The following is a 24,558-nucleotide window of genomic DNA, read 5'->3' as shown; positions in this document are numbered from 1 at the left end:
CACATAAAGGAATATTTTTATAAATTTTTTAATCAATGTAAGATTTGCATTCTAGGCATTAAATCTCCAATATAAAATATAATTATAGTAGATAATATTTGACATACAAACATATGTTCGGTATAATGATTTTAGGACAACATAATGATTGGAACTTTGTTTATCAATTAATAATTATCAATCTTAGGAGGTAAAATGAGTAATTATAATATATTTGTAAGTATAAATTATAAGGGAGATAAATCTGAAGAATTATATAAGAAAACTAAAGTAAATAATTTCAATATAAATTCAAATAAATATTTAATATGTGGTGGTATTTACAATAGTAAAAGGGGCGGAAAGATTGTATTTACTGCAAAAACTTTAGAAGAGATAAATCAAATAACTAAAAAGAAACCTTTGCTAAAAAATAATATACCTATGAAATACAGTATAGCATTTATTCCTAAGAAAATATATTAAGTGAAATACATATTTTTTATTTCCCAATTTTTTAATATTACTATTGCATAATTATAATATTAAATGTATAATTATAAAAAATGAGGGGGCAAAAAATATGAAAAAAATAGGTATGATAATGTTAAGTGCAATTATGGTGTTTACACTTTTTACAGGATGTGGTACTAATGCAGGAGAACAGGACAATTCCCTTAATAGAGTTAAGGATGCAGGTAAATTAACTATAGGATTAGATGATTCCTATCCACCTATGGAATTTAGAGATAACAAGAACAAATTGTCTGGATTTGATATAGATTTAGGCAATGCACTTGCTCAAAAATTAGGGGTAAAGCTAAATATAGTAGTCACGGATTTTAATGGTATAGTTCTAGCACTGCAGTCAGGAAAATTTGATGTTATATTAGCTTCTATGAGTATAACTGATGAGAGAAAAAAGAAAATAGATTTCGTAGGACCTTATATTGATGGTGGACAAATAATAATAACTAAAGCTGGAAATAGTTCTATAAAAACTAAAAATGATTTGAAAGGTAAGATAGTAGGTGTACAACTTGGGGCTACAGGGGAACAGGCTGCTGCAAAAGTAAGTGGAATAAAAGAAATTAAAAAATATGACAAGATAACAGAAGCTTTCCACGAAGTTAACATAGGTAGAATTGATGCAGTAGTGTGCGATGCTCAAGTTGGACAATATTATATTTCAAAAGATAAAAGTAATTATGTTATTTTGAAGGATAGACTTACAAAAGAACCTATAGGAATAGGTATAAAAAAGAAGGATAAAAAGTTAGAAGAAGCTTTAAATAAGGCATTAGATGATCTTAAAAAGGATGGAACTATGTCTAAACTATCAACTAAATGGTTTGGATATGATATATACAAATAATATTGACAGTAGGTTCTCTGTTTAAAATATAGGGAACCTGTTAAATTTCTATTGTTTATTTATTTCAAATATAAATTCATTTTTATGCATTAATTCAAGGATATGAAGGGATAAGTATATATGATGTATAATATTGGGATCGTTAAGATCTATTTTCATAATCTGTTTTATTTTATCAATACGATAAAACATTGATGCACGATGTATGTGCAGGATGTTTGCAGATATTGATTGATTTCTATTATTCATCAAATATACATAGAGGCTTTTAGTTAAACAGGTATTATTTTTGCGATCATATTGAATTAGCAAATGTAGAGAAGGGTGACAAAATCTCTCTATATTTTCATAAGTAGAAAGACTATCTAGTAAATCGTATACTACATAATCTTCATATATATAAAACACCTTGTCAATATTAAGGCTAACCCCAAGTTCAATTGCCTTTAATGATTGTTTATAATAATATTGTAAATTTGTAAAATCTGTTATGCAGTTACTAAGCCCCGCATATAGATTATTTTTTTTAAGAAATTTCTTTAAAGCTTCAAATTCATTTTCAAAAATGCTAATTTTTGTATTATGGTTAATAAGCAAGACAATGTGATTATTATATATAAGCGATTTACTTTCTTGAACAATACCAGAAATTTTATATCTCAAGTATGTTAGTGGTATTTTTTTTTGAGAATACTGGTTCATATCAAAAATAAGTATATAAACTCCTGAGCTAATATCAAAATTCAAAGACCGTATTTTATTCATCACTAGTTCCTTATCTGTAACAGCGTTATCTAACAAATCTTTTAGAAAGCTTTCATAAGTGGTACCTTTAGTGTATTTGTAGAATTTGTCATTTCTCATTTGAGTCTCGATTACGTCACATAATAATGAAACCAATTCAATATCTCTATCTTTAAAAGGCCTTTCTGCCTCAGTAACTGCTATATATCCTATGAGAACATTATCAATTGTAACTTTCTCAATAATCATATTATTATCATCTATACCTTTTACCATAACAGGACAGTTTTGACTATCAACTTTTTCCCATATTCTATTAAATTTTGCAGAATTCATGGCGTTATTGGAAAAGTAACCTCTCTTTATATGTTCATCCCAGTAATGACCAATGGACTTGTTACATATAGAATTGGCTATAATTTTGCTGCTAGTATCATTAAATATAATAGGATTCCCGACAAGTTTAAATCCAATATCTATAATATGCTGAATACCTTTTTCATGTATGAGTGCATCTAATAGTTCTTCCATATATATATCTATATTTTTAAGGTCGAAGATAATATCCTGTATTTCATTGAAAAGAATATATTTATTTTTATCCGTATCAATCAAAATAATATTTGAATTTTTAAAATGGTCAGGAACTTTATAATGATTTATACACAAAAGGTTTACTGGGTAGTTTATGGGGTGAAGATTTGCTAAATCTGAGGCGTCTCCAACATATAAAGTGTTTGGATTAAAGGATTTCATTTCACTTAGAAGTAACTTAACTAAGTTAATCTTTGTGGATTTTTCATTTTTTAGTATTAATTTGTGAGTATACTGTACTAATTTAGATGAAAGAGCTTTAATATCTATATTCATAGGAAATCACCTCATAATAAAGTATATTACAAAGTGTAACGTTTTGTAAACTTACTTTTTAACATTTGTAGGATGACTTGTAAGATTTAGATAAGTATAATTGTAGATATAAATAAAGTAATTCTATAATAATGGGGGGTATGGAGTTATATGAAAAATGGATTAGAACTATATGATGAGCATTTAGAAAGACTTAAAAAAGTTATAGCACTGAAGAAAGCAGACAGGACACCTATTAATTTAAATGCAGATTCTTTTTGTGTTAGAACAGCAGGAGGAAAGCTAGCAGATCTTGTGACAAATATAGAATATGGAAACGAACTATTACTTCAAGGTATGAAGTCCTTTGGTGATATTGATTGTACATTGGGATATGGATGTTTTCCTCAAACTAAAGGAGCCTTTTTCCTTTCGAATATTAAGTTACCTGGACGTGAATTACCTGACGATGCTCTTTGGCAAATTGATGAAGTTGGATTTATGACAGAAGATGATTATGACACTATAATTGATAAAGGCTGGAATAAGTTTTATATAGATTTTTGTAAAAATAGATTAGGAGATCCTTTAAAGATAATGGAGGATATAATAAAAGTACAGCCCAAAATAGCACAGAGTTATAAAGATGCAGGTATTGTAGCAATAATAGGTAATGCTATGGTAGGAGCTCCTTATGAAACCCTGTTTGCTGGTCGTTCAATAAAAAATTTTGTGAAAGACCTGATAAGAATACCTGATAAAGTTATAGCTGTAATGGACGTTATGGCTGAAGAAGGTTATGAGGATTTAAGAAAAGCAATACGTGCTGATAAACCTTTAGCAGTATTTTCAGGTGGATCGCGTATGGCAGGAGATTTTATATCACAAAAAGCTTTTGAAAAATTTGCATGGCCATATTTAAAAAAAGGTGTGGAAGTTGCGGTTGAAGAAGGGGCAAATGTTTATCTTCATTCGGATTTATGTTGGGATCGTTTTTTAGATTATTTATGTGATCTTCCAAAAGGCAAATGTATTTTCCATCCTGACAGTACAACAGATATTTTTAAAGCTGGAGAAGTACTTAAAGGACATATGTGCATTATGGGAGATGTTTCACCTTCACTTTTAACATTAGGTACACCTGATGAAGTATATGAGTACAGCAGGAAATTGATTGACCAATTTGCATCACAAGGGTTTATTATGGCTGCAGGATGCTGCATACCGGCAAATGCAAAAATAGAGAATGTAAAAGCAATGGTTGCAGCTGCTTTAGAATCATAAAGTGTATATTGCGAATAAAAAATGGTATAAGTAACAGGTTTGATGTAAACGATTTGAATGATTATTAAAATAAAAGGAGTGAAATAATGGAAAATGTAAGTGGAAAGAAGTCATTATGGATATTTGCAATACTCTCTTTTGGATTTTTGATAATGGCAACGGGAACTACTTCTCCTGCGCTGGCAAATATATCTCAAGCCTATCCTAATTTACCTTTTAGTGTAGTTGTACTTATTGCTACTATACCTACTTTGCTTTTAATTCCATTTTCATTAATATCAGGGAAACTAGCTGGCACGGTTATAACTTATAAAAATCTTACTATTATTGCAATAGTTCTATTTTTAATAGGTGGAGTTGGTCCTTATTTTATAAGTAACTTTAGTTTAATTCTTGTTATGAGAGGAATTTTGGGAGCGGGGCTTGGAATAATGTCACCTCTTGGTGGTGCTCTTACATTAACTCTTTTTGAACCAAAAGAAGCGGAAAATCTTATGGGTGCAGGTGTTGTTGTTGGAAACGTTGGCGGCATAGTATTTCAACTTCTTGGAGGAATATTTTGTGCAGTTAATTGGAGATTTACTTTTCTTGCTTATCTTTTAGGTGCAGTGTCACTTATTATAGTTATACTTTTCTTCCCAAAACTTCCGCTGACTGCAAAATCCAATTCTGAAAAAGTTAAAATGCCGGCATATGTATATATATGGTCAAGTATATATGGCATTTTAATGTTATTAGTATATCCAATGCTTACAGGAATGTCTTCATTAGTGCTTACAAATCATTATGGAAATGCTGCTGGAGCAGGAGTGGCACTTACCATGTTTACAGTTGGAGGAATGATAGCAGGAGCAGTCTTTGGTGCAGCATTTAGAATGTTATCTAGATTCACTATTCCTATAGGTGTTGTATTAACTGCTGTGGGATTTATATTCTTTGCATATGGAACGAATTTAATCCTTTTTATAATTGGAGCAACTATTGTTGGTATAGGATTTAGTCTTTCTGGTACTGCTATCATGATGCAGGTGGGAAGAGCAGTTCCAGCATCTGGAACTGCTGTTGCAATGTCTATTGTTATGGCATTTATGAGTATAGGTGGTTTTGTTTCAGGATTTGTATTTGCATTTATTGAAAAAATATTTAATATAACATCATTGAGATTTCCATTTGAATTTTCACTTGTATGTTTTATTATTTATGCGGTTATTCATTTAGTGGTAAATTTTAAGACTCCTAAAAAACAAAAGGTTTCAATTTAAAATTATTTGGATAAAAGTTATTGTTATTTAATAAATAAAAAATTGTTAATAGTTTCAATTAAATTGGGGGATTAATATGAAAACTGGAAAAGAGTTGTATGATGAACATCTTAATAGACTTAAAGATGTAATAAATATGAAAAAGACTGACAGGGTACCAATTGTACTTAATGCAGATGCTTTTTGTACTAAGAACGGAGGAGGAAAGCTATCAGATCTTGTCAATGATGTAGTGTATGGAAATATGGAACTATTAAAGGGTATGCAGGAACTTGGAGATATTGACAGCATAGAGATACCTGGGACATACCCGCCATCTATGGGTGCATTTTTCCTTTCTAAAATCAAAGTACCAGGAAGAGAATTGCCTGATAACATGATTTGGCAGATTGATGAAAAGTCATATATGACGGAAGATGACTATGATACTATAATTGATAAAGGATGGAATTACTTTTTTATGGAATATGCCAAAAAGCATATACCTGAAGGGCTTAAGGAAGTAGAATATTTCAGTAAATTTGCTCCACAAATAGAGCAGAATTTTGTTGATGCAGGGATTGTTCCCTTATGCCAGGGCAGTGTAATGTCTGGTGCACCATTTGGTGCTTTGTGTCCCGGACGAGGAATATCTAAATTTCTTATCGATTTACACAAGATTCCTGATAAGGTTCAGGCAGCTATGGATGTTATAGAAGAGGAAAATGAGAAGGTGTTAAGAAAGCGAATTCGTGAAGTAAAACCTTTAGCAGTATTTGTAGGAGGGGCTAGGGAAGCAGGTGATTTTCTTTCTTTAAAGGCATTTGAAAGATTTTCATGGAAGTACACAAAAAGAATTGTAGATATTATTGCAGAGGAAGGTTCCATTGCTTACCTTCATATGGACATGAGTTGGGATAGATTTATAAATTATTTCCTTGACTTACCTAAAGGTAAATGCATTTTTTCACCAGATAGCACAACGGATATTTTTAAAGCTGGAGAAGTGCTAAGAGGGCATATGTGTTTTATGGGAGATGTTGCACCTTCACTTTTAACTTTGGGGACTCCAGATGAAGTTTATAAGTATGCCAGAAGATTAATTAAAGAATTTGCGACTCAAGGACTTATTATGTCATCAGGATGCAGCATACCTCCAAATGCTAAAGTTGAAAATGTAAAGGCTATGGTTGCAGCTGCTCTTGACAACTAGCATGTCTGAATTGAATAAATATATTTATCAAATTTATGCTAAATATAGCATCATTGTAGTAAATCTGCAATGGTGCTATATTTTTTAGTTAACAATTAAGAATGAAAAATTGATAGTTAACAAATAAGACAAGTTATTATCAATAGAGATATATATCACTATTGATAATAACTGTGTGAGTGATATAATTATTGTGATAAACAGAGTTCTTGGCATCAGATGAAGTTTTAACTCTATCTGATGCTTATTAACAGGATTCTTAGTGATTCAGCACTTAGAAGGCGTTATCCTTTAGGGGAAATCGTTATCCAGGGATGTAGCTGCTCTTTACTCGCACTTGAAGAAAAGCAGATATCCCAAATTCTTTGATTTGGTGATAGTCGCTTTTATATAGTATGTAGGAGTATTAGAGCAGGTAATTATCGGACAAATTTTGATAAGTCATTTGAAAGAAAATAACAAGTTAAGGATGCGACAAATATTTTTTTGAAAATGCCTAAGTAGGGAGGAACAAGTTTTGGAAAAGATTGCACTCATAACAGATAGTACTAGTGATTTGAGTAACAGTACTATAGAAAGATATAATATAAAAGTACTTCATTATAGGATAATATATAAAGACAAAGAATTTATAGATAAAGTAACTATAACTCCAGAATATGTATATGATAACTTAGATAAAGAAATACCTACATCGTCTATGCCATCTATGAGTGAAATGGAAGATTTGTTTACAAATTTAGAAAAAGAAAATTACACACATGCTATAGTTGTAACTCTTTCAGCTGGATTAACTGGCTTTTATAATGGAGTAAAGTTAGTAAGTGAAAATCATCCTAAAATTAAAACATATATATTTGATTCTAAATCAATTTCTCTTGGAGAGGGTTTTATAGTAACTAATTGTGCAAAACTCATAGAAAAAGGTGTAAGTTTTGATGAGATAGTTAGGACAATACCAATAGTAAGGAGTAAGATAGATCTATTTTTTGTGGTTGGAACTTTAGAATATTTAAAAAAAGGTGGTAGAATAGGTAAAGTAGCAGGTACAATTGGGGAACTTTTAAATATAAAACCTATTGTATCAATTGATAATAATGATGGAAAATACTATACTTATGATAAAGTAAGGGGAAGAAAGAAATCCTTAAGTAGGTTAGTTGAAATTGCAAATGGAATTCTTGACAAAAAAAAGTGTAAACTGTGTATTGTACATGGTCATGCACTAGAGGATTCAAAAAAAATATTTGATTCAATAAAGAATCATAAAAATGTAACTTCTGCAATTTTTGGGGGAGCACTAAGTCCTGTAGGAGGAGTTCACAGCGGACCTGGATTAGTTGGTTTAGTATTATTTGAGGAAGAATAAATTTTATGAGTGACTTTGATTTTAAAGGAAATACAAAGAAAGAAGAAAGATTTCTTTATAAAGAATACAAAAAGAAGCTGGCAGAATTAAAAAAGGTAAAAAAGGAACAAGAAGCTGTAGGTCAGGTCTTTACAAAAGGACTTCTTCCTATATATACACTTTATATTTTAAGTATAAGTCCTACTAATGGAAATGATATATCGCATAAAATAGGAGAAAGAACAGGTGGAAGGTGGATACCAAGTACGGGGGGAATCTACCCAATTTTAAGAAAACTGGAAAAGGATAAATTGGTAATTGGAAAATGGGATGACTCTAAAAATAAAATGCAAAAAATATATACTCTTACGGATTTAGGAGTATGTGAACTGAAAAATAGAAAAAATCTTCTAAGAGATAAAATAGAAGATTCTCTAGAAGTATTTAAAATTGTATATAAAGATTTGTATGATTAACTAGAAAAAAATAAAGATCTGGCTGATGACTACCAACGCTAATACTCCCACTTGTCCAAAAGTGGGAGTATTAGCGTTGGTATATACCTGAATAACGATTCATAAGGGGATGTTGTACTAAGAAATTTACATACAACATATTGGCTTATTATATTAACTGTTACTTTTAAAATAATCTTCCTTAAATTTTTTAAAGGAATAACTTACAGGTTTGTTTACTCTATATAATCCATATACAAGTACTATAATTGCAAAGCCAAAGGATACTATATTTGTTAGTACAGGTGATGTGAAACCTGCCAATATTTTGTCTTCTAGCATCATATTTAAGGATGTATGGGCCAGTACAGCTCCTCCTAAGTATATTACCATAGGGTGCTTATTCATAAGCTTTGCTACAAACTGACTCCCCAAAAATATTATAGGAATATTTAATACTAATCCAAATATTATACTGGGTACATGTCCATGAGCAGCAGCAGCTATTGCAAGTACATTGTCTAGACTCATGGTAGCATCAGCTATTACTATACTTGATATTGCACGAAAATATTTATTTGAAGGACTGATTTTTAAATTTTCCTTCTCCGATTTAGGACTTATAAAATTCCAGGTTATTTTTATAAGTAAAATTCCACCTATTAATTTTATAGGAAGCCATTCTATTAACATTATGTAAGTGATGAGGCAAGCAAATATTATTCTTAGAAAAATCGCAGCAAATACTCCAATCATAGAAGCAGATTTTGCATGTTTCTTTGGTAAATCCTTAGTTGCTAGTGCTATAACTCCGATATTATCACCACTTAATACTATATCTAATAAAGTAATTTGTAGAGCTCCTAGCAAAAAAGTAGTTAAATTATCCACGCTTTTTACTCCTTTTATCTCCTAATTTTAAATTAAGTTAGTATTGTATAAAGTAATATATTCATTAAATATAATGAATATTACTTATTTATTTTTCCTATAGTTTATTGTAACACATAAATATTAAGATATAAAGTATATAAAGCAAAATAATTTATCATATAATGTGGTTTCCATATCCACATATATTTTAAACAATGATTAGTATAGAAAATTCTGACTTATTATTTTATTTAATTCCTATGTGTGATAAAATTAAATTTGAATAGATATTTATCCGATGACTACCTGCTCTAATACTCCCACACACAGCGAAAGCGACTATCACTAAATCGAAGATTTGGGATATCTGCTTTTCTTCAAGTGGGAGTAAAGAGCAGCTACGTCCCTGGATAACGATTTCTAAGCATCAGGTGGAGTTTTAAAACCCCATCTAATGCCAAGAACTCTGTTTATATGAAATTAAAACGATTGCAAAATAGGGGGAAATTAAATGAAAAACTATACTAATTTATTTAGAATTAAGTTAAATGATAAGTGGGGTTATATAGATAATAATGGACAAGTTATCATAGAACCTGTATTTCAATATGCATGGGACTTTTTGGATAGTTTAGCTGCTGTTAAGATGAACAATAAATGGGGATATATAGACTGCAATGGAAAAACAGTTATAGACTATAAATATAAACAGTCATGGAATTTCTCTGATGGATTTGCTCCTGTAAAAATAAAGGAAAAGTGGGGTATTATTGACCATAATGATAATATGGTTGTAGAACCAAGTTTTAATTTTATTGATGAATTCTCAAATGGAATGGCACTGGTAAACAAAAATAGTAAGTATGGTTTTTTGGATAAAAAGGGAAATTACCCAATAGCATTGAAATACGAAAATGCCTTTAGTTTTTCAGAAGAGGTTGCTAGGGTAAATAATGGTGATAAGTGGAAATATGTTGATAGCAAAGGAAATGAAGTAATAAACTGTGATTTCGATTGTGTTTTTGATTTTCATGAAGGATTAGCTCAAGTTATGAAAAATTTTAAATATGGATTTATTGATAAATCAGGTAATTTAGTTATAGGGCTCGAATATGATAGCACAGATGGTTTTTATGAAGACGTAGCTAATGTAAAGATAGATGAAAAATGTGGATACATAAATAAAAAAGATGAGTTTGTAATAGATCCTATTTTTGATGAAGCTCTTAATTTTAGTGAAGGACGAGCCTTTGTAAAAATAAAGGATAAATGGGGATGCATTGATAAAAGTGGAAAATTTGTATTGAAACCTCAATTTGATGATGTAAATAATTTTTGTAATGGAGCAGCTATGGTAATATTGGATGATAAATATATATATATTGATAAAGACGGAAAAAGAATTTGGGAAGAACAGTAAATGCAATAAAAAATTAAAAGTTAAAAATTAAAGGGGAAATGGGCATAGATTTGTGTAAGAGTGAATCCATGCTCATTTATTATTGAATATAACTCAACTTTCAACTAAAAAATTGAGTCTATATTTTTATGGTTATTAGATATATAATAGGTTTTGTGACTTAATTATTATAAATGCGTTTGGAGGACTGAATATTTTGAAGTTATATATTTCGGACTTGGATGGAACTTTATTAAATTCAGATCAAGTCGTAAGCAAAAATTCAATTAGAATTATAAATAAGTTAATAGATTCAGGATTAAAATTTACTATTGCTACAGCTAGGTCCTATGAAGCTTGTAAAAGTATATTGAAACCATTAAATCTAAATATACCTATTATTTTAAATAATGGAGCTTTTATATATGATACTACTTTGGCTAAAAATATAGTAGAAAACTATTTAGATGAGTGTACTGTTTATTTCATTTTAAAATATTATAAATTAAAAAAAATCTCACCTATAGTGTCTGCAGTAGATTCAGCTGGAAATAAAAAGATATTTTATAGGGGAATTTTTAATGAAGGACAAGACATATACATAAATTCAAGAATACAGCATGGTGATACAAGGCTTACTGAGGTAAGTGATTTTTCAGAAATAGTTAATTATAATATAATAAATATTTTTGCAATAGAAGCAAAGGGTGTTTTGGATGACACATATCAATTATTTACAAAAGTAATAAAGGGCAGTTTTCATTACACAGAGGAGATATATGCAAAAGGTTTTTTCTGGCTTGAATCAATGAATTATAATGCTAATAAAAGCTTAGCAGCTAAATACTTAAAGGAAAGTTTGAAGGCAGACAAGCTTATTTGTTTTGGAGATAATTTAAATGATGCACCACTTTTTAAATTTGCGGATGAAAAATATGCAGTTAAAAACGCATATGATGAATTAAAAAAGTTGGCTACAGGAATTATTGCTTCAAATAATGAGGATGGAGTGGCTAAATTTCTTGAGAATAATATTTGTAATAGTTAAAGAAGATGAATGTATAATAAAGATTTGAAGATGGTATAGTAGTGTTAAACTGATATTGAATTAAATTTAGAAATAATATATAATATAACCACACCCCCTATAGGGGGGAGGGAGGAGAAAATGAACGAAGAAAAAAAGAAGGCCATACAAGCTTTAAAAACTTCAAAAGGACAAATAGAAGGTATAATAAAAATGATTGAGGAAGGAAGATATTGTATTGATATATCTAATCAAATGGTTGCAGCTCAATCATTGCTAAAAAAAGCTAATTTGCTTATTCTAAAACAACATCTTAATAATTGTGTAAAAGATGCTTTTATTAACAATAGTGGTGATGAAAAGGTAGACGAAATAATAGGTTTACTTTCAAAGTTACTAAAAGAATAATATAAAACTTAAAAAATTATAGATATGCCTCCTCTTGCTTCTCATCTTATACTAAACGTTTTACATCTAGCAATGCAGGAGGTGTAAAATAAAATTATAAATGATAAGTTATAGGAAAATACCACCCCACAGGTGGGGGGTAAATATAATATTGAATGTAAAAGCTCAAAATATAGATAGTAGTTTTAAAGTTATACATATCAAAACAGAAGGAGGAAGGAGCAATGATAAAAAGGACATTAAAAATAGAAGGAATGACTTGTGCAGCTTGTGTTAAAGCAGTGGAAAGAGCTTCAAAAAAACTAGATGGGGTGTTAGATGCTAATGTTAATTTGGCAACAGAAAAATTAAGTGTAAGTTTTGATGAGTCAAAGGTTAATGTTCAAGATATACAGTGTGCAATAGATAAAGCTGGATATAAAGCTTTAATTGATACTACAAATAAAACCTTGAAGATAGAAGGAATGACCTGTGCAGCTTGTGCTAAAGCAGTAGAAAGAGTTTCAAAAAAACTAGAAGGCGTATATGAAGCAAATGTAAATATTGCTACGGAAAAGCTAAGTATAGCATTTGATGCTTCAAAGGTTAATGTTCAGGATATAAAAAAGGCAATAGAAAAAGCAGGATATAAAGCTTTAGAAGAAGAAATTTCTGTAGATACAGATAAGGGAAAAAAAGAAAAAGAAGCAAAGTCGTTATGGAATAGATTTATAATATCTGCTGTATTTGCAGTTCCACTACTTATAATAGCTATGGTACCAATGATTAGTGAAAAATTGGGATATATGCTTCCACAGGCTATAGACCCAATGAATCATCCGCAAGTTTTTTCCATAATACAGTTACTTTTAGTATTACCTATAATGATTGTTGGTAGAAAGTATTTTACTGTTGGCTTTAAATCATTATTTAGAAGAAGTCCCAATATGGATTCACTTATAGCAATAGGCTCATCTGCTGCTTTTATCTATAGTGTTTTTGCAGTATATGAAATTTTTATAGGAAACACAAACTATCATTTATATTTTGAATCAGCAGGTACAATACTTACTCTTATTACATTAGGTAAATATCTGGAATCTGTTGCTAAAGGAAAAACTTCGGAAGCTATAAAAAAGCTTATGGGGCTTGCACCAAAAACTGCTACTGTAATTAAAGAAGATAAGGAAATAGAAATTTCTATAGATGAAGTTGAAGTTGGAGATATAATTGTAGTAAAACCTGGTAAAAAAATACCTGTAGATGGAGAGGTTACAGAGGGAATTACTTCAGTAGATGAATCCATGCTTACAGGTGAAAGTATACCTGTAGAAAAAAATCCTTCTGATAAGGTCATTGGAGCAAGTATAAATAAAAATGGTTCTATTAAGTATAGAGCTACAAGAGTTGGTAAGGATACAGCACTGGCACAAATTATTAAATTAGTAGAGGAAGCCCAGGGGTCAAAGGCTCCTATTGCAAAATTAGCAGATGTTATATCAGGATACTTTGTACCGGTAGTAATGGCATTAGCTATAATTGCTGCTTTAGCTTGGTACATATATGGTGAAACAGGAGTATTTTCACTTACCATATTTATATCAGTGTTAGTAATTGCGTGTCCTTGCGCTTTAGGATTGGCAACACCAACTGCTATTATGGTTGGTACCGGAAAAGGTGCTGAATATGGTGTGCTTATAAAAAGTGGTACTGCACTGGAAACAGCGCATAGAATTCAAACTATAGTATTTGACAAAACAGGAACTATAACTGAAGGTAATCCAAAGGTTACAGATATAGTTACAATTCCAGACATAGATGAAAACTATTTACTTCAATTAGCAGCTTCAGGTGAAAAATCATCAGAGCATCCTTTGGGGGAAGCAATAGTTAAAGAAGCTGAAAATAGGAAAATTGAATTAAAAAAATTACAGTCATTTAAAGCTGTACCAGGTCATGGAATAGAAGTTAATATAGAAAACAGTAAAATATTGCTTGGTAATAGAAAACTTATGCTTGAAAGTAATATCTCTTTAGAAAAATTAGAGGAAAGATCACAAGTTTTAGCAGATAAAGGCAAAACTCCTATGTATGTAGCTCTTGAAAATAAGGCAATTGGTGTAATTGCTGTAGCAGATACGGTTAAAGAACACAGTAAAAAGGCTATAGATAAACTTCATTCTATGGGAATTGAAGTGGCAATGATAACTGGAGATAACAAGAAAACTGCTGAAGCTATAGCTAAGCAGGTTGGAATAGATAGAATACTTGCAGAAGTTTTACCACAAGATAAAGCTAATGAAGTTAAAAAACTTCAAAGTGAAAACAAGAAAGTTGCCATGGTTGGAGATGGCATAAATGATGCACCAGCTTTAGCACAGGCTGATATAGGTATAGCTATAGGGTCTGGTACAGATGTAGCTATGGAGTCTGCAGATATAGTTTTAATGAGAAGTGATTTAATGGATGTGGTCACAGCTATAGATTTAAGCAAGAAAACAATAAAAAATATAAAGGAAAACTTGTTCTGGGCTTTTGGTTATAATAGTTTAGGAATTCCGGTAGCTATGGGAGTACTTCACATATTTGGAGGACCACTTTTAAACCCAATGATAGCAGCTCTTGCCATGAGTTTAAGTTCTGTATCAGTTTTAAGTAATGCTTTAAGATTGAAAGGCTTTAAGCCATCAATATAAATAAACATTTATAAAATGAAGGGTGGAATAAGTTATGAAAAAGAAGATAATTGTTGAAGGAATGAGCTGTGGACACTGTGTTAATCATGTAAAAACAGCATTGGAGGAACTTAAAGGTGCATCCAATGTGTCTGTTGATTTAGATTCTAAAACAGCTTTAGTTGAATCTAGTGGTGAAATTAAAGATGCTGACATAAAATCTGCTATTGAAGATGTGGGTTATGAAGTTGTTTCCATAGAGCAAGTATAAACAGAGTTCTTGGCATCAGGTTGAGTTTTTGACTCCACCTGATGCTTATTAACAGGATTCTTAGTGCTTCAGCACTTAGAAGGCGTTATCCTTTAGGAGAAATCGTTATCCAGGCGCGTAGCAGTGCTTATCCCCAACTTTGATAGAAAAGCAGATATCTCAAATCTTTGATTTGGTGATAGTCGCTTTCGCTGTGTGCGATGGGGATATTAGCAATGGTAGCGATCGGATAAAAATACTCCCCTTATTATAAACAGATTGGGGCTGTCTACTCTAAGGGGAGCATACTGCTTTAGTTTGTATATATTTTCCTAAATATAAATACATTAACTTTTAAACTAGAAATTAACCTTTTGCCCATTATACATATACTGCAAGAGTTTTTTCATTTCTTCCTCAGTTATTGCTCTAGGATTGGCTACAGTGCAGGCATCCATCATAGCATTGTGAGCTATAAAATCTAGGTTTTCATTAAAGCCGTTTTCGCTTATACCATAATCTTTTATAGTGAGAGGAATATCCATCTTTTTATTCATAGTACGAATCATTTCAGTTAATGAATCTATTAATTCATCTTCATTATTTCCTGACAGATGGAGCTTTTTAGCTATTTTAGCATATCTTTTTGAACAAGCTTTCTTGTTAAAATCTATAACATAAGGTAAGTATATGGCATTAGCACACCCATGAGGTATGTGAAATACTGCGCCAGTTTTGTGTGCTATACTATGAGTTATTCCAAGGAGTGCATTTGAAAATGCCATTCCAGCTAAACATTGAGCTATGTGCATATGGCCCCTAGCTTCTTTATCTTCTTCATAGGATTTCAATAAATATTTATGAATCATGGTTATAGCATGCATAGCAAGTGGATCTGAAAAATCTGAATGTAAACTTGCAACATATGCTTCTATTGCGTGAGTAAGAGCATCCATTCCAGTGTGTGCTGTAAGCTTTTTAGGCATTGTTTCTGCAAGGGACGGATCTATTATAGCTATATCAGGGGTAAGGTTAAAATCTGCAAGAGGATATTTTATTTTAGCTTTATAGTCTGTTATTACAGAAAATGATGTTACTTCAGTTGCTGTTCCACTTGTAGAAGGTATAGCAACAAATTGTGCCTTTTGCCTTAATTTAGGAATTCCGAAAGGGACTATCGCTTTTTCAAATGTAAAGTCGGGGTATTCATAAAATATCCACATTGCTTTAGCAGCATCTATGGGAGATCCTCCACCTATTGATACTATCCAGTCTGGGTTAAAGTCTCTCATTATTTTAGCACCATTCATAACAGTATCAACAGATGGATCAGGCTCAACACCTTCTATTAATTTAACTTCCATACCAGCTTCTTTTAAGTATTCTTCAACTTTGGCTAAGAATCCAAATCTTTTCATAGATCCTCCACCTACAACAACTACTGCTTTATTTCCATCTAAATTTTTTAAATTTTCTAAGGCATTTTCACCAAAGTAAATATCCCTAGGCAAAGTAAATCTTCCCATTTTTGTCCTCCTTATTATTAAGTTATATTACTTTTCTAGAATTTAATTATTGGGGTAATTAGATTTTTTGGTTTATATTTAATTAAATATATAAGCAAGTATTGTGCCAGTATATTTTTTATCATGAAAAGATTGAATTTAGATGGATATTTTATAGAGTTTAGTTATTTTTAAAAATACTGTTGCAAAAAACAACAATTTTTCTTAAAATACTGTTGCTTTTTACAACAGTGTTGTTTTTATATACACTTTAAGAAAAAATAATTTGATATTTTTTTATCTTTGTGTACAAAGTACTTCTATTTATTCCTAAAATTTTAGAAGCTTTTGACATATTATGATTACAATTATTTATACAATCTATTATTGCTTTTTTTTCCCATTCTTCTAATGAGCACATATCATATTTAAGGTTTGTAGTACAAGAAGGATTAGTTTGCTTATTTACTGAAAGATTATTTTGAAAGTCAAAAGATGTATTTCCATTCATATTTACAATATTCTCAATACAATTTTCTAATTCTCTAACATTTCCAGGCCAATTATGTTTTAAAAGCTTTTGATATATATCAGGTCTTACTATTGGAATGGGTTTTTTAAGTTTAAAAGCTTTTATCTTTAAAAAATAGTCTATTAGTATTTTAATATCCATATCTCTTTCCCGAAGTGGTGGCACATATATAGGTATTACATTTAGTCTGTAGTATAAGTCTTCACGAAAAGTTCCTTTTTTTATCTTTTCCCTTAAATTCTTGTTGGTAGCCGCTATAATTCTTACATCTATTTTGATGCATTTATTTCCACCTATTCTTGTGATACAGTTTTCTTGGAGAACCCTTAAGAGATTTACTTGCATATCCAAAGGCATTTCTCCAATTTCATCTAAAAATAAAGTACCTCCATTTGCAAGTTCAAATTTTCCTGCACGGCCTCCACGTTTTGCACCTGTAAATGATCCATCTTCATATCCGAACAATTCACTTTCTATTAGATTCTTTGGTATGGCACCGCAGTTTATTGCTATAAAGCTTTTGTTTTTTCTATTGCTGTCATTGTGAATTGACTGGGCAATAAGTTCTTTTCCTGTACCACTTTCACCTTGAATTAATACAGTAGAAGGACTATTAGATATATTTTTTAACTGTTCTTTTAAATTTATCATTTTTTCGCTGCTGCCAATTATATCATCAAATGTGTAAGCAGCAGATCCACTTGTATATTTGTTAACCAAGTTATATACATTTTGTATATCTTTAAATATAACTACCATACCAGTTACAATATTACTTTTATCTTTTATAGGATATACATTTAAATTAAATCTTTTCTTCTCATCCGAATATAAAATTTCCTTATCCGTATATACATTGCCTGATTTGAGTTCATCAAGTATATACTGCCATATGTGTAAAACTTTATAAACATTTTTATCTATAATATCTTTTTGGTTTATGCCAAGGAGATTACAAGCACTGTTATTTATAGCCTTGACTATTCCGCTATTATCTACAGCAAAAATTCCAAAATCCATGGAATTCATGATTTTATTTAAGTATTGGTATGCTTTAAATAATTCATTTTGAGACTTATTTAATTTTAAGTGATTTTCAATGGACTTTACTGCTGATACAACAAGACCCAATGTATGGGGATGAGCCAATTGACGTTTTCCAGTTAAAGTTAGACATCCGATTATATTTCCTTGTTCGTTATGTATGACAGATGCAGAGCAGGTATAAATCTGAAAAGTATTTATAAAATGTTCTTTGCCTGAAAGTTGAACTGACAAATTTTCAAAAATAGCAGTTCCTGCTGCATTTGTACCTGCACTTTGTTCACTCAGATCAATACCTTCTGCTATTCCAGCCTTTGCCTGCTCCATTACAATATCTTTGTCACCTATGATAGTTAATACAATTCCATTTTTGTCTGTGAGATATAATGAGAAACCTGATCCACTTAAAAAATCATAAAGTATTTCCATAAATGGTTTTGCTATTTTTATAATATCGATGTTTTCTTTTATTAAGTTGTCCAATTTTTTGCGGCTAAGTGTTCGTTTAGGTCTTGGTATACCTTTTTCTATATGGTATTTAATGCATCTATTAAGAGACCTACTGACTATTTCACTATGAGTAAATGGTTTAAACATTATTAGATTACCTTCCTTTTTATATCAATGAATCTTACTTAGTGGGAAAAGCAGATATCTCAAATCTTTGATTTGATGATAGTCGCTTTCTCTTTAGAGTTTTGTTTCTCCCACTAAGTTTAGATGAATTATCTAGGGGCGTAGCTACTGTTATCTCTCACTTTGATAGAAGAGGGAGTGTTACAGTAGGTAGCCATCAGATAAATAGCTTTATTTTAGTGTATTATTCATAGTTGTGTTTATTTTGAAATTATAATATATAATTTTATCATAATTTAGGTATATATGTTGACTTACTCATAGTAGATATTAATTAAATCTTAAATTTCCAATTAAAAATACGAATATTTATCAGTTTATCCGATCGCTACCATTGCTAACACCCAAATCTTCTATCAAAGTTGGGGATAAGCACTGTTACGCGCCTGGATAACGATTTCTAAGCATTAGGTGGAGTCAAAACTCAACCTGATGCCAAGAACTCTGTTTATAATTATGAATCGGATTGATTATTTTTTGCATCTATAAGAAAGGAAGTCTTTTGTCCAATATTTTAAGTAAAAACTGTCACATTTTTTTAATGCGACAGTTTTTTTATATGAATTTCTAGAATGTAACTACTGATTTAATTAAATCTTTTGGCTTATTTTTCATAAGCAAAAGGGCCTTTTCAATATTTTCTGCACCATCAAATACATGAGTAACAAGTTTACTCAAATCAACACGTTTATATAGAACAAGATCTCTTAGCATTTCCATTCTAAGACGTCCGCCGGGGCATAATCCTCCTCTTATAGTTTTGTGAGCCATGCCGCAGCCCCATTGAACACGAGGTATTGGTAAAGTATCACCGCTTCCATGGTAGTTGATGTTAGAAATTACGCCGCCAGGTTTAACCATAGTTACTGCTTGTGCTAGTGTTTCAGCACCACCGCCTGCCATGATTACACGGTCTACACCTTTACCATGAGTTAAGTCCATGATTTGTTCAACTATATCACCATTTTTATAATTTACAATATCAGTTGCTCCATAAAATTTAGCTGTTTCAACACAAACAGGTCTGCTTCCAACACCGATAATTCTGCCTGCTCCTCGAAGTTTGGAACCGGCTATTCCCATTAATCCAACAGCTCCTATACCAATTACTACAACGCTGGAGCCCATTTTTATGTCTGCAAGTTCTGCTCCATGAAAACCAGTAGTCATCATGTCTGTCATCATAACTGCACTTTCTAAAGGTATTTCATCTGGGAGTATGGCAAGATTCATATCTGCATCGTTTACATGAAAGTAATCTGCAAATACACCATCTTTAAAATTGGAAAACTTCCATCCTGCAAGCATACCGTTTGAATGCTGCTGAAAACCAGCTTGGACTTCTAAAGATCTCCAGTCAGGTGTTGTGCATGGTACGATAACTCTATCGCCAACTTTAAAATCTTTAACTTCGCTGCCAACTTCGGCTATTTCACCTACAGCTTCATGGCCTAAAATCATATTTTCCCTATTACCAAGTGCTCCTTCAAAAACCGTATGTATATCTGATGTACATGGGGATACAGCTAGAGGATGTACAATCGCATCATAAGGACCTGGCACTGGGTTTTTCTTTTCAATCCATCCTAATTTGTTAATACCTAACATTGCAAAACCTTTCATAATAGAACCTCCTAATAAATTAAATATAAAAATTTTAGTAAATAAAATGGTATTTTTAAATATCTATTTAAATATATAAGCAAATGTTGTGCCAGTATATTTTTTATCATGAAAAGGTTGAATTTAGGGGGTTAGGACTTTATAAGGTTAATATAGATAATTGAAAAATGTTGTAGAAAGCAACATTTTTTAAGAAAATAATGTTGCTTTTTACAACAAAGTTGTGTTTACATACACTTTAAGAAAAGTTAATTTGATATTTTTTTATCTTTGTATACAAAGTACTTCTATTTATCCCCAGAATTTTAGAAGCTTTTGCAATGTTACCATTACAATTATTCATACAATTTATTATTGCTTCTTTTTCCAAATCCTTTAATGAACATATATCATACTCGAATTTTGTAGTACAAGGACTAGTTTGCTTATTTACTGAAATACTATTTTCAAAGTTGAAAGATGTATTTCCATTCATATTTACGATATTTTCAATACAATTTTCTAATTCTCTCACATTTCCGGGCCAATTATAATTTAACAGCTTTTGATATATATCAGGTCTTACTATTGGAATGGGTTTTTTTAGTTTAAAAGCCTTTATCTTTAAAAAATAGTCTATCAGTATTTTAATATCCATATCTCTTTCCCGCAGTGGTGGTACATATATAGGTATTACATTTAGTCTATAGTATAAATCTTCACGAAAAGTTCCTTTATGTATTTCTTCCCTCAAATTTTTATTAGTAGCTGCAATGATTCTTATATCTATTTTTACACATCTGTTCCCGCCTATTCTTGTAATGCAGCTTTCTTGGAGAACTCTTAAAAGATTTACTTGCATATCTAAAGGCATTTCCCCAATTTCATCTAAAAATAAAGTACCACCATTTGCAAGTTCAAATTTTCCTGCACGCCCTCCATGTTTTGCACCTGTGAATGATCCATCTTCATATCCGAATAATTCACTTTCTATTAAATTTTTGGGTATGGCACCGCAATTTATTGCTATAAAGCTGTTATTTTTTCTGCTGCTGTCATTGTGGATGGACTGCGCAATAAGTTCTTTACCTGTACCGCTTTCGCCTTGAATTAGTACAGTGGAAGGACTGTTAGATATACTTTTTAACTGTTTTTTTAAATTTATCATTTTTTCACTGCTGCCAATTATATCATCAAATGTATAAGTAGCAGATCCACTTGTGTATTTGTTAACCAAGTTGTATACATTTTGTATGTCTTTAAATGTAACTACCATACCAGTTACGGTATTACTTTTATCCCTTATAGGATATACATTCAAATTAAATCTTCTTCTTTTATCCGAATATAAAATTTCCTTATCTTCATATGAGTTTCCTGATTTAAGTTCATTAAGTATATATTGCCAATTATATAAAACTTTATATGCATTTTTATCTATAATATCTTTTTGGTCTATACAAAGCATATTACATGCACTGTTATTTATAGCTTTAATGATCCCATTGTTATCTACAGCTAAAATTCCAAAATCTATGGAATTCATGATTTTATTTAAGTATTGGTATGCTTTAAATAATTCATTTTGAGACTTATTTAATTTTAAGTGGTTTTCAATGGACTTTACTGCTGCTACAACAAGGCCTAATGTATGGGGATGAGCCAATTGACGTTTTCCAGTTAGATTTAGACATCCGATTATATTTCCTTGTTCGTTGTGTATGACAGATGCAGAGCATGTACAAATTTGAAAAATATTTATAAAGTGTTCTTTGCCTGAAACTTGAACTGACAAATTTTCAAAAAGAGCAGTTCCTATTGCATTTGTACCAGCACTTTTTTCACTCATATCAGCACCTTCCACAATTCCAGCTTTTGCCTGTTCTATTAATATATCTTTGTCACCTATAATAGTTAATACAATTCCATTTTTGTCTGTAAGATATAATGAAAAACCTGATCCATTTAGAAAATCATAAAGTATTTCCATAAATGGTCTTGCTATTTCTATAATATAGCTGTTTTCTTTTATTAAGTTGTCCAATTCTTTACGGTTAAGATTTCGTTTAGGCTTTGGGATACCTTTTTCCATATGATATTTAATGCACCTATTAAGAGACCTACTAACTATTTCATTATGAGTAGATGATTTAAACATTATTAGATTACCTTCCTTTGTATATCATAAATAACTTTATACTAGTGTATTAATTTATAGTTATATTTATTTTGAAATTATAATATATAATTTTATCATAACTTGGGCGTAAATGTTAATTTATTCACAGTAGATATTAATTAAAATTTCCAAAGTTTTTATTGACATATTATATATTAGTAGCATAATATATTACATATAATATATTATACTGATAATATATAAATTTACTTTTTAGGAGGTACTATTAATGTCAACAAAACATGCTATATTAGGTTTACTTAATGAAAGGCCAATGTATGGCTATGAAATAAAAAAAGAATTTGAAAAATCAGTAAGTTGTATTTGGTCCATAAACATTGGTCAGCTTTATACTTTATTAAAAAAAATGGAAAGCGAAAATGAAATAGTGAAGAAGGAAATATCTCAAAAAAATAGACCAGATAAATTTGTTTATACAATTGCAGATAAAGGCAAAAATGAGCTATATAAGTGGTTATCAGAACCAGTCGTAATGAGACAAACCAAGGATGAATTTTATTTAAAAATGATGTTTCTTACACAAATCCAAAATGAGGATGCAAAAAAGTACATAGATAAACAAATAGATATCATAGAAAAGCAACTAAATGAATTTAATAAAATAAAAAATATTAATAAGACAAAAAGAAATAAATTTATGGATATACTTTTGGAAGCTTCAATTATGCATTTTGAAGTAGATATTCAATGGTTAAATATTTATAAAGAGAGGATGGGTCTATTATGAAAAAAGTTATAATTTTATCACTAAAAGTAATTTTGTTAATTACAATAATGTTTATAAGTATGGCAGTTTCGTCTATACTTATTGGAGGTAAACATGGTCCTGAGTCTACAGAGAATACAGTTATACCAGTATTAATTTATTGTATTCTAAATACAATAATATTAACCTTGTTTATTGTTAAATCCAGATTGAGAAGTTATAAGCTTGTAGCAGTTAGTTTTATCATTTTTTGGGGAACACAATATTTTATGACTCAAATAGAAACTTTGTATTTCAATAGTGCTGTAAAAATGCCTTTAGAAGAATTAATAAGAAATGTTACTTCGGGTGCCATATACATCTTTGTATTTTCGTTGTTGGCAGTTTTAATTCTTGGAAAATTTAAAGGAGAAACAAATTTCCAATATAGTAATCTTAAAATAAAAACCATCATTATAAGTGCAATTCCAAATATGATACTCTTATCCATTGTTTATGTTATCATTTATTTTGTATTTGGATATTTTGTTGCATGGCAATTTGCCGATGTGAGATATTATTATACTGGGAGTACACACATCATAAGTTTTTTCACACACATGTCAAGCCAAGATCCAGTGATAATTTTATTTCAGTTATTTAGAGGAATTTTATGGTCTATCTTAGCTATTATAATAATTTATTCATTAGGTATTGAAAATTGGTTGACTTATATAACAACAGGATTAATTTTTAGCATATTAATAACATCTCCATTAATATTTCCTAATTCTTATATGCCAGTATCAGTTCGAATAGGGCATTCTTTTGAGTTATCAACTTCTATGTTTACATTTGGAGTTGTATCAGTGATTATTTTAAAAAATAAATTACATTTAAATAAATTGGCAATAAACCAATTGAATTCATAAATTTTTTATTTTGGTTACTAACTAAGACCATATGATGGATATTAGTTCCACCATATGGTCTATTATTTTTGTCCATTAAATTTCTCTATTCCCTTATAATTTTCATCTATTTTATTACAATGATATGATTAGGAACGTATTAAAATACGATAATTTTATATTGAAAAACAATAAAAAGCTATTGAATTTTAATAAAAACTGCTATATAATACAATAAAATATAAAATTCATACAAGGGGGTAGTATGGATAATGGGGAGAAAGTACATCAAAATATTTAGAAACTGTGTATTATCTGTAATTTGTATAGTACTTGTAGTATTT

The 24,558-nt window shown here is 30.3% G+C and carries 20 protein-coding genes; 14 read left to right on the top strand and 6 right to left on the bottom strand.

Annotated features, from left to right (window positions below):
* The first annotated feature begins 195 nt into the window (after positions 1 to 195).
* Positions 196 to 465, top strand: a complete 270-nt coding sequence (locus CLCOS_RS07840) for a hypothetical protein (protein WP_013239150.1) — start codon at positions 196 to 198, stop codon at positions 463 to 465.
* 97 nt (positions 466 to 562) lie between these two features.
* Positions 563 to 1,354 carry an ABC transporter substrate-binding protein gene (locus CLCOS_RS07835; protein WP_013239149.1) on the top strand — a complete coding sequence of 264 codons (792 nt, stop codon included), beginning with the start codon at positions 563 to 565 and terminating at the stop codon, positions 1,352 to 1,354.
* Positions 1,355 to 1,402: 48 nt separating this feature from the next.
* On the opposite strand, the gene CLCOS_RS07830 is transcribed toward CLCOS_RS07835, so the two are convergent.
* A complete protein-coding gene (locus CLCOS_RS07830) occupies positions 1,403 to 2,968 on the bottom strand; it encodes a PucR family transcriptional regulator (protein WP_063600593.1) in 1,566 nt (521 codons plus the stop codon).
* A 150-nt stretch (positions 2,969 to 3,118) separates the two neighbouring features.
* Between CLCOS_RS07830 and CLCOS_RS07825 the strand changes: the two genes are divergently transcribed.
* The 5 genes from CLCOS_RS07825 (at position 3,119) to CLCOS_RS07805 (ending at position 8,509) form a co-directional block, all read left to right on the top strand.
* Positions 3,119 to 4,231: a uroporphyrinogen decarboxylase family protein gene (locus tag CLCOS_RS07825; RefSeq protein WP_063600592.1), complete on the top strand. Its 1,113-nt coding sequence runs from the start codon at positions 3,119 to 3,121 to the stop codon at positions 4,229 to 4,231.
* An 86-nt stretch (positions 4,232 to 4,317) separates the two neighbouring features.
* Entirely contained in the window at positions 4,318 to 5,493 is a 1,176-nt protein-coding gene (locus CLCOS_RS07820; RefSeq protein ID WP_063600591.1) for an MFS transporter, read from the top strand.
* A 76-nt stretch (positions 5,494 to 5,569) separates the two neighbouring features.
* Positions 5,570 to 6,685: a uroporphyrinogen decarboxylase family protein gene (locus tag CLCOS_RS07815; protein WP_063600590.1), complete on the top strand. Its 1,116-nt coding sequence runs from the start codon at positions 5,570 to 5,572 to the stop codon at positions 6,683 to 6,685.
* Positions 6,686 to 7,202: 517 nt separating this feature from the next.
* Complete coding sequence (locus tag CLCOS_RS07810) at positions 7,203 to 8,054, top strand: DegV family protein (protein WP_013239144.1); 852 nt, start codon at positions 7,203 to 7,205, stop codon at positions 8,052 to 8,054.
* Positions 8,055 to 8,059: 5 nt separating this feature from the next.
* Positions 8,060 to 8,509: a PadR family transcriptional regulator gene (locus CLCOS_RS07805; RefSeq protein WP_063600589.1), complete on the top strand. Its 450-nt coding sequence runs from the start codon at positions 8,060 to 8,062 to the stop codon at positions 8,507 to 8,509.
* A gap of 153 nt (positions 8,510 to 8,662) precedes the next feature.
* On the opposite strand, the gene CLCOS_RS07800 is transcribed toward CLCOS_RS07805, so the two are convergent.
* Positions 8,663 to 9,379: a TerC family protein gene (locus CLCOS_RS07800; protein WP_063600588.1), complete on the bottom strand. Its 717-nt coding sequence runs from the start codon at positions 9,377 to 9,379 to the stop codon at positions 8,663 to 8,665.
* A gap of 493 nt (positions 9,380 to 9,872) precedes the next feature.
* On the opposite strand from CLCOS_RS07800, the gene CLCOS_RS07795 reads away from it, so the two are divergent.
* The 5 genes from CLCOS_RS07795 (at position 9,873) to CLCOS_RS07775 (ending at position 15,120) form a co-directional block, all read left to right on the top strand.
* Positions 9,873 to 10,781, top strand: coding sequence for a WG repeat-containing protein (locus CLCOS_RS07795; RefSeq protein ID WP_063600587.1), 909 nt, complete (start codon positions 9,873 to 9,875; stop codon positions 10,779 to 10,781).
* Positions 10,782 to 10,977: 196 nt separating this feature from the next.
* A complete protein-coding gene (locus tag CLCOS_RS07790) occupies positions 10,978 to 11,808 on the top strand; it encodes an HAD family hydrolase (protein ID WP_082853509.1) in 831 nt (276 codons plus the stop codon).
* A 120-nt stretch (positions 11,809 to 11,928) separates the two neighbouring features.
* Positions 11,929 to 12,195, top strand: coding sequence for a metal-sensing transcriptional repressor (locus CLCOS_RS07785; RefSeq protein WP_013239139.1), 267 nt, complete (start codon positions 11,929 to 11,931; stop codon positions 12,193 to 12,195).
* A 224-nt stretch (positions 12,196 to 12,419) separates the two neighbouring features.
* On the top strand, positions 12,420 to 14,870 hold the full coding sequence (locus CLCOS_RS07780) for a heavy metal translocating P-type ATPase (RefSeq protein ID WP_063600585.1): 2,451 nt from the start codon (positions 12,420 to 12,422) through the stop codon (positions 14,868 to 14,870).
* Between the two features lie 34 nt (positions 14,871 to 14,904).
* A complete protein-coding gene (locus CLCOS_RS07775) occupies positions 14,905 to 15,120 on the top strand; it encodes a heavy-metal-associated domain-containing protein (protein ID WP_013239137.1) in 216 nt (71 codons plus the stop codon).
* Between the two features lie 338 nt (positions 15,121 to 15,458).
* Here CLCOS_RS07775 and CLCOS_RS07770 read toward each other — a convergent pair whose 3' ends face one another.
* From CLCOS_RS07770 to CLCOS_RS07755, 4 genes are all read right to left on the bottom strand, one after another.
* A complete protein-coding gene (locus tag CLCOS_RS07770; RefSeq protein ID WP_063600584.1) occupies positions 15,459 to 16,625 on the bottom strand; it encodes an iron-containing alcohol dehydrogenase in 1,167 nt (388 codons plus the stop codon).
* 250 nt (positions 16,626 to 16,875) lie between these two features.
* On the bottom strand, positions 16,876 to 18,777 hold the full coding sequence (locus tag CLCOS_RS07765; protein ID WP_063600583.1) for a sigma-54-dependent Fis family transcriptional regulator: 1,902 nt from the start codon (positions 18,775 to 18,777) through the stop codon (positions 16,876 to 16,878).
* 606 nt (positions 18,778 to 19,383) lie between these two features.
* A complete protein-coding gene (locus tag CLCOS_RS07760) occupies positions 19,384 to 20,439 on the bottom strand; it encodes an NAD(P)-dependent alcohol dehydrogenase (protein ID WP_013239134.1) in 1,056 nt (351 codons plus the stop codon).
* Positions 20,440 to 20,677: 238 nt separating this feature from the next.
* Positions 20,678 to 22,576 (bottom strand): sigma-54-dependent Fis family transcriptional regulator, encoded by a 1,899-nt coding sequence (locus CLCOS_RS07755; protein ID WP_063600582.1) that lies wholly within the window; start codon positions 22,574 to 22,576, stop codon positions 20,678 to 20,680.
* A 250-nt stretch (positions 22,577 to 22,826) separates the two neighbouring features.
* Between CLCOS_RS07755 and CLCOS_RS07750 the strand changes: the two genes are divergently transcribed.
* Entirely contained in the window at positions 22,827 to 23,345 is a 519-nt protein-coding gene (locus CLCOS_RS07750; RefSeq protein WP_013239132.1) for a helix-turn-helix transcriptional regulator, read from the top strand.
* Positions 23,342 to 24,235 carry a hypothetical protein gene (locus CLCOS_RS07745; protein ID WP_063600581.1) on the top strand — a complete coding sequence of 298 codons (894 nt, stop codon included), beginning with the start codon at positions 23,342 to 23,344 and terminating at the stop codon, positions 24,233 to 24,235. Before CLCOS_RS07750 ends, CLCOS_RS07745 begins: the two co-directional genes overlap by 4 nt.
* Positions 24,236 to 24,558: the final 323 nt, after the last annotated feature.

Source organism: Clostridium coskatii (assembly GCF_001675205.1).
In the GTDB taxonomy this organism is placed as follows: domain Bacteria; phylum Bacillota; class Clostridia; order Clostridiales; family Clostridiaceae; genus Clostridium_B; species Clostridium_B ljungdahlii.
Note: the sequence above shows the minus strand (reverse complement) of the source record. Positions and strands in the feature narration are given on the sequence as shown.